The 7,083-nt window shown below is 74.8% G+C and carries 5 protein-coding genes; 1 reads left to right on the top strand and 4 read right to left on the bottom strand.

Annotation, left to right across the window (positions count from 1 at the left end):
• The first annotated feature begins 208 nt into the window (after positions 1 to 208).
• Entirely contained in the window at positions 209 to 1,759 is a 1,551-nt protein-coding gene (locus tag IG74_RS0127845; protein ID WP_107059037.1) for an alpha/beta fold hydrolase, read from the top strand.
• Here the strand turns inward: IG74_RS0127845 and IG74_RS0127840 are convergent.
• The 4 genes from IG74_RS0127840 to IG74_RS0127825 form a co-directional block, all read right to left on the bottom strand.
• A complete protein-coding gene (locus IG74_RS0127840) occupies positions 1,740 to 2,255 on the bottom strand; it encodes a hypothetical protein (RefSeq protein ID WP_158857802.1) in 516 nt (171 codons plus the stop codon). The two genes, IG74_RS0127845 and IG74_RS0127840, sit on opposite strands and share 20 nt — an antisense overlap.
• A gap of 306 nt (positions 2,256 to 2,561) precedes the next feature.
• A complete protein-coding gene (locus IG74_RS0127835; protein ID WP_030682937.1) occupies positions 2,562 to 4,997 on the bottom strand; it encodes a CHAT domain-containing protein in 2,436 nt (811 codons plus the stop codon).
• An 87-nt stretch (positions 4,998 to 5,084) separates the two neighbouring features.
• Positions 5,085 to 6,593, bottom strand: coding sequence for a CATRA conflict system CASPASE/TPR repeat-associated protein (locus IG74_RS46330; protein WP_037826130.1), 1,509 nt, complete (start codon positions 6,591 to 6,593; stop codon positions 5,085 to 5,087).
• A complete protein-coding gene (locus IG74_RS0127825) occupies positions 6,590 to 6,988 on the bottom strand; it encodes a CATRA system-associated protein (protein WP_030682935.1) in 399 nt (132 codons plus the stop codon). The genes IG74_RS46330 and IG74_RS0127825 overlap by 4 nt, the downstream gene beginning before the upstream one ends.
• Between the last annotated feature and the right edge of the window lie 95 nt (positions 6,989 to 7,083).

Here is a 7,083-nt window from a genome sequence, read left to right as displayed (position 1 = left end):
GGCTCATGCCGGTCACCGCCTCCGGTGCGTCGGACACCCCTGGCACGCTGCCGACGCGGCCTCGTCCAGCAGCGACGCCAGCCGATTCTTACGTGCTTTTGCCGTAGCTCTGCCGTCCCTGTGAAGCCCGCCCCGCACTGTGGTGCTCGCACCCGGGGAACACCGGGGACTCCGGGAGCCCGAGGGGCCCGAGGCAGAGGAGAGGGCGATGACGTACAAGAGCACGGCGCGGCGCGCGGGTCTTGCGGTGGGCATGATGGCGGTGGTGGCCTCGGTGCTACCCACCGCGACCACGACGGCCACGGCGGCGGCGCCGGTGAGCGGCCCCGCGGCCGCGGCGGCCCCCGGCTGGTGCCCGGGCGTGCCCGGGCACCAGGTCGACTGCGACCGGGAGGAGCGCCCGCTGGTGACGGGCAAGCCGAAGCTCGGCACGGTCAAGGTGAGCTACGCGGTGGTGCGCCACCGCGCGCCGGGCCCCGCCAAGGGCACCGTCGCCCTGAACCCGGGCGGCCCCGGCGAGACCCTCATCGACAAGGCCAAGGAGGTCACCTGGGCCCTGGAGGGCCTCCTGAAGGACCACGACGTGCTGCTCGTCGACCCGCGCGGCACGGGCAAGTCGCAGCGCGTCCCGTGCGGCGTCACCGACGCCGAGTACCGGCTCGGCACGCGCGTCCAGCAGCGGGCCGCCGTGGAGCGGTGCGGCAAGAACCTCGGGCCCAAGGCCGCGGGCTTCACCTCGGCCGCCACCGCCGACGACATCGACGCCATCCGCGCCCGCCTCAAGGTGCGCAAGCTCAGCCTGTACGGCCTGTCGTACGGCACCTACTTGATGCCGGTCTACGCCTCCCGGCACCCCGAGAACGTACGCAACATCGTGCTTTCGGGGGCCTACCCCCTCGCGCTCGACACGATGGCGCGCCCCAGCGCACAGGCGGTCTCGACGACCCTGCGCCGGATCTGCGAGCGCAGCGTCCCGGTGGCGTGCGACGGAGAGCGGGCAGTGAAGGACCTGGCCACCACGGCGGCACGCCTGCGCACCAAGCCCCTGACGATCCCGATCACCACCGACCACGGCGTCTACAAGAAGAAGTTCACCGAGGACAAGCTCGCCAACCTGCTGTTCGAGGCGGCCAGCAGCCAGGTCGGCTTCCAGCCGGACCAGCCCTCGCTGCTCGGCCAACTGCCGTACGCCCTGCACCGGTTCGTCAAGGGCGACACCGCGCCGCTGCGCAAGCTGGTGCGCGAGGAGGGCGCCTCGGGCAGCAAGCTGGACCAGGCGCCGTACATCGCGGTCGTCTGCAACGACTACCGCAGGGACTGGTCGAAGGACGCGTCGCTGTCCGAGCGGTGGCGCCAGTACCGCGCCGCCCTCGCGGCCGTGCGCCCCGGTGAGCACGGCGCGTTCAGCGCCAAGGGCTTCACCGAGGGGACCACGGACGCGGGCGAGGTGTGCATCGGCTGGCCGGGCAAGAACACCCCCGACGCCCAGCCCACGAAGCCGAAGCTGCCGAACGTACCGGTCCTCGTCCTGTCCGGCGACCTCGACTCCAACACCCCCGACGCGAGCGGGAAGAAGGCCGCCAAGCAGTTCCGCGACAGCCGGTTCCTGTCCGTCCGCAACATGGGCCACGTGCCCGAGCTTGAGCTGAGCCGCTGCGTGACGGGCGTCTCCTCGCACTTCATCCGCGCCAACACCCCGGGCGACACCTCCTGCCTGCGGGCCCTCCCGCCGATCGCGGTCACTCCGGTACGCGGCTGACCCCGCCCCCCGGGGCCCCGGCCGCCGTCGGCCAGCAGGCGTGGAAGGCGAAGCGGAGGTGCCCCTCGGGGGTGCGGTGCAGCGCGAGGTCGTCATCGTCGGCCTCGCGCTGCGCGTACGTGTGCGGTGGCTCGGGCAGCGGCTGCTCCTGGTCGGCGGAGGACGCGGGCAGCCAGGTGGGCTGACCGGTCGGGCTGGTGCCCGCGTGGTCGGTGATGGTCAGGGTGACGCCGTCAGGACCGGTGTGCACCCACAGGCGGCAGCGCGGCCGTTGGCTGTGGCCCGCCACGTAGTCGGCCCCGAGCCGGGCCACCTCCGCCGCGCGCCGCGCGAGCACCGGTGGCGCGCCGATCGCGGTGAGCAGGCACTGGGCGGCCTCGCCCAGGAGCATCTGGGTGTGTGGCGCACAACCGACCTCGACGGCGAGGCACAGCCTCGGCGGTCGAGCGCCCGGAGCGCGGCGCGGGTCCACGTGGCGGTGGACGGCGGTCGGCATACCGGCCCTCCAGCTACGAGCCAGGAGAGGGCCGTGAGGGGACGCTCGCACGCCCGCCCGCGGCCTGACGACTACAGCGGTGGCCGGGGTCTGGGACCACGAGGAACCTACGGCGTGCGGCGCACGGATCCTAGGACGACCTCGGCCAATCTGTGCCGACCAGGGGCAACACCGCACGAGATACGCAGGATGGACGATCCGGTCGACCGCGAATCGAATGAACTTTCGCTGCGACGGGCGCGGTACGGCTGCGAGCCCGCCGGGTGGCGGCGGCACCCCGCCCCGACCTGCCGCAGGACGTCGGCATCACGGCGTGTCCCGCCGTGGCCCCGGTGAGCCGATGAGGGTGAACGCGGCCCAGATCTCCGGGGCCCGCCACTTGCGACGGGTCGTCAGGATCGCGCGGCGCAGCGCCTCGGCGGGGTCGTCGGTCAGGGCCAGCTCCTGGTGGAAGCAGACCAGGGCGTCGTGGGTCGGCTCCTCGGGAACCTCCCAGAGCGTGGCGACGACCGTGGAGACGCCGGACATGAGGAAGGTGCGGGCCAGACCGAGGACGCCGTCGGCGGTCACCAGGCCCTGGCCGGTCGCGCAGCAGCCGAGGACCGCGATCCTGGCCCGGGTCGGAGTGCTGGCGAGCAGGGTGCTGGTGAGCTGGCCGTGCTCGTCACCGGCGGGGGTCAGCGCGATGCAGCCGGGGAGCTGGTCGAGCCGCAGCCGGGCGTCGAGCACGGCGTGACAGGAGAAGTGCAGCAGGTCGGCGGAGCCCATCCGGTCGAGCACGGCGGGCACGGTCGCCGCGGCGCCCGCCAGGGCGGAAGCTCCGTGCACGCGAGCGACGGCCCGCGCGGTCTCCAGGGTCAGGGGCAGGTCGGACAGCGGCAACAGGCGCCCGTCCGGGGTCGGCACCACCGCGTCCCGGACGCCGCCCACCACGAGTGCGCCGGACGCCCCGGGCTCCCGTCCGCCGGCGCGCCACACGTCCTCGTGCGCGATCAGTTCCAGGGCGTGCAGGGACGGCACCAGGGTGAGGGAGCACCGGCTCACGAGCGGTTCCCCCGCGCCGACGGGCAGCGCGGCGAAGGGCACCGACCACAGTCCGCGCTGCGGCACGATGACCAGGCGCGCGGCCGGCCCCGAAGGCAGCAGCCGCGCGACCTTCCCCAGCAGGACCTCGGCCCACCCCGCCATGAGCGCGGCATCGCCGACCTGGCTCTCCAACTGCCGTACGGCGTCCAGCAGGTCCACCGGCCGCGACTCGTCCACGCGGTCGTGGTCGGTCACCTCATGTTGCACCTCGTGGTGGATGTCCCCGTCGGGAGTCACCACCCACATGTGGACCTCCCGCAGCCGCGGGGCCTGGCCGCTGACGGCCTCGATCTCGAAGTGCGGGGCGTACACGAGCAGCGTCGCTCCCAGGCGGCGGGCAAGGCGGCGCATCCGCTCGCTGCCGGGCGGCTCCGCGGGCACCTGGGCCCGCGCGGGGCGGGCCGCGCGGATGCGCTCGCTCAACGGGCCGGAGCGGCCCCGCTCGGCGGCCTCAAGCGCCCCGGTCACGTCGTCGACGCCGAGCCGCAGCTCCTGGGCGACCTGGGTGAGGGCCGTGGCGTGCACGTCGAAGAGGCCGACCGAACCCGCCTCGTCGCTCGCGGCCCGCAGCAGGGGCTCCCACAACTCCTCGGCCCGCCGCGCGTGGTGACGGGCGGAGGGCAGGTTCCCCGCGCCCAGGAAGGCGTGCGCCAGATTGAGGTGGCCGGTCGCCATACCCCGATGATCGGCGATGCGCTGCTTCAGTTCGAGGGCGCTCTCCAGGTCCGCGATCGCCTCGCCGGGGCGGCCTCCTTGGAGGCGGATGCCCGCCCGGAGGTTGAGGGCGACGGCACGCTGCCGCGGCTGCCCCAAAGGCAGCGCGGCGAGCAGCGCGTCGGCCATGGCCACGGCCTCGTCGTGCCGCCCCGCCCGGCTGAGCACCTCAAGCCTCGTCACCTGCGCCTGCTGGGCCATCAGCGGGATGTTCCGGGCGGCGGCCCAAGCCCGCCGCATGGCCTCTTCGGCCTCGTCGGTGTGGCCCGCGCGGCTCAGGGCCAGCGCGCGATTGCCCTCGACCTCGGCCACCACGAGGTCGTCGTCGTCAGGCCGCACCAGGCGGTGGGCGGCCTCGGCCCACTCCAGCGCCCGCTCCCGGTGCCCGACCCCGTTGACCGCCAGGCTCAACTGGCTCGCGGCGAGGGCCGCCCTGGGGGCGCTGTCCAGCTCCCGCGCGACATCGAAGGCCCGGCGCTGCACCTGCTCCGCATCGCCGAAGCGCCCGGCGTGGGCGAGGGCGCTGCCCAGGTTGCTCAGCAGGGACCAGCGCAGTTCCCGGCCCGCCTCGTCAGCGGGCTCGCCCAGCGCCACCAGGGCCTCGCGGAACGCCTCGGCCGCCTCGACGAGACGCCCGATCTGCGCGACCACCTCCCCGTACTTCCCGAGGGCGATGGCCCGGTCCTCGGGGCTGCCGTGGTCGGCGGCCCACGCGCGGTAGTCGATGGCGCGCCGCTCCGCCTCGTCCAGGAGTCCCGCCATCATGCAGGCGGTGACCAGGGGTTCGAGCGCCTTGGGCAGTTCGTCGCTCAGACCTTCGGCGGTGAGCGCCTCCAGGGCGAGGGTGAGGTCGTCACGGGCGGCCTGCCAGCGCCCTTCGCGCGCGGCCCGCAACCCGTCGACGCGCTTGACCTCGGCCCGCAGCCGCCGCCTGATCCCCATGCCGTTCTCCCCCCCTCGTACGTGCTCATGTCCCGCCCCGCGTACGTGGCTTGAGCTCATGCCCCGCCTTGCGTGCGCGGCCGGTGCTCACGTCCTGGTCCGCGTGCGCCACCGGCGGCCGAGCACGTCGGCCGCGGCCGCGGCCACCGCACCGGCTCCGGCGCCCACCAGCGACCACCGGTCCTGTTGCGCACCGCCGTCGGTGCCCCGGGCGACCAGGGTCGCCGCGAGCCACCCCACCGAAGCGCCCACGGCTCCCAGGAGCACGGGGTGCAGCACGGCGAACGAGCCCGTCCGCACGGTGCCGCGCGACCAGGCGAGCACGGTCACCGGAAGCGTCAGGGCGAGCGCGGCGAGCAGGGCGATCACCGGTGCCTGCACGGGGCCGGGCATCGGCACGCGGTAGCTGAAGGCCTGCACGGCGGCGAGACCCATCAACAGGGCGCCGATGAAGGAGGTCTGCAGCAACGTCAGGCTCTGCCGGTGGTCGGCCAGGTGCACCTCGGCCGCCGCCAGGGCCTCGCGGGACACCTCGGCCGACGCCTCGACGGCCGCCTGGAGGTACTCCAGCTCGTCGTCGACGTCCTGCCGCAGCCGCTCCCCGAGCAGCCGGTCACCGGCGAACGGGCTCGCGGACGGCAGCGTCGCGTCCGGCGGCGGATCGCACTCCCCGGGCACGGACGCCATCAGGTTGTCCAGGGCGATCTCCACCGTGCGGCGCATCATCCGCAGCCTCGACGCCGCCACGATCAGCCCTTGCGCGTCGGTCCTCAACGCGACCAGTTCGCCCCGGGCGTCGAGGACCTCGCGCAGCGCGGGCCCGTCCCCGCCGAGCAGCCGCGCGGTGACCTCCGACGCCCGCCGCACCGCCTCACCGGCACGGTCGCGCAGCTCCCCGTGACGGCTCCGGTCGAGCACCGCCCGCTCGTACCGCAGCTTCGCCGCGTGCAGCGCGTAGCGCGTCAAGGGGGCGGGACGGTCCCGGGCGTGCCAGGCGAAGGCGTCCAACTCGCGCTCCAGCGCGACCGGGGCGAGCGCCACGAGACGCCTCCGCGCCCCCGGGGTGCCGCCCCCGGGCGCCTCCCAGAGCGCGAAGCCCTGCCGGGTGCGGTGCGGCTCGCCGGGGCGGCTCCCCGGGAACAGGACAGCCACCTCACCCGCCACCTCGGGCACCACGCCGCCGCCCCCGTCCGCCGTGAACAACGCACCGGCACTGAGCCCGAGCAGCACCTGGACGGACCCCAGACTTCCCGGGCAGGCCCACGGCACCAGCCGCTCCAGCGACTGCCCATCGCTCTCGTGCTCCGGAGCCAGCAGGAGCGTGACGCCGACGACGTCATGGCTCTGGAAGAGCAGCGCCTGACGCAGTCCGCCGCCCGTCCGCTGCCGCGCCGCCAGGACGCGGTAGCGCGGCGCGGGCCCGTCGATCCCCGGCACCTCGTCGAGCAACGCCTCGCCCGGCACGGCCGCGTCCAGACCCAGGCGGCCGCAGTCGTCCCAGACGCGCTGCACCTGCGCGGCCCGCGCGCCCAGACCCGCGCGGCCCACTCCGTAGAAGACGTGCAGCAGCAGCGCCCGCCGCACCACGGCGCTCACGCGCCGCCCCCGTCCTCGTCGTCGTCCGAGTCGTCCGCACAGTCCGCACCGTCCTCGCCGACCGCCCCGGAACCCGGAGCGGAGGACCGCGACCGGTTCAAGATCTCCGTGATCAATACGTTGGACCGCTCGTGCACCTCCGCCGGGGCCGGGACGAGGGGGTCGTCCTCGTGACGCGTGGCCACAAGACGCGGCCCGGCCAGAGCGAGTCGGGCCGCCGCGAGGCGCAGCCGCTCACCGTCACCGGCCCGCCACGACTGCCCCACGGCCTCGACGGCCGCCGCCACGGCGCGCCACCGCGGCGCGGGCATCGACCACTCGGCGATGCGCCCCAGAGCGGACGCCGCCTGCCGGGCCGCCTCTTCGAAGTCGTTTCCCGCCGCCGTATCAGCCACGCTGCCCCCCAGCCGCGTACCACCACCCAGGAACGGATGCCGATTGTCTTCGACGGCACGCGGCCCGTACACCGCTTCGGCGGAACCTGTGTCGC

Source organism: Streptomyces sp. NRRL B-1347 (assembly GCF_000720325.1).
Classification (GTDB): Bacteria; Actinomycetota; Actinomycetes; order Streptomycetales; family Streptomycetaceae; genus Streptomyces.
The sequence above is the reverse complement of the archived record's forward strand: the minus strand, read 5'-3'. Positions and strand labels throughout refer to the sequence as shown.

Coding starts and splice junctions, on each gene's coding strand:
- IG74_RS0127845 (WP_107059037.1), top strand. CDS start 209: ATGACGTACAAGAGCACGGCGCGGCGCGCGGGTCTTGCGGTGGGCATG.
- IG74_RS0127840 (WP_158857802.1), bottom strand. CDS start 2,255: ATGCCGACCGCCGTCCACCGCCACGTGGACCCGCGCCGCGCTCCGGGC.
- IG74_RS0127835 (WP_030682937.1), bottom strand. CDS start 4,997: ATGGGGATCAGGCGGCGGCTGCGGGCCGAGGTCAAGCGCGTCGACGGG.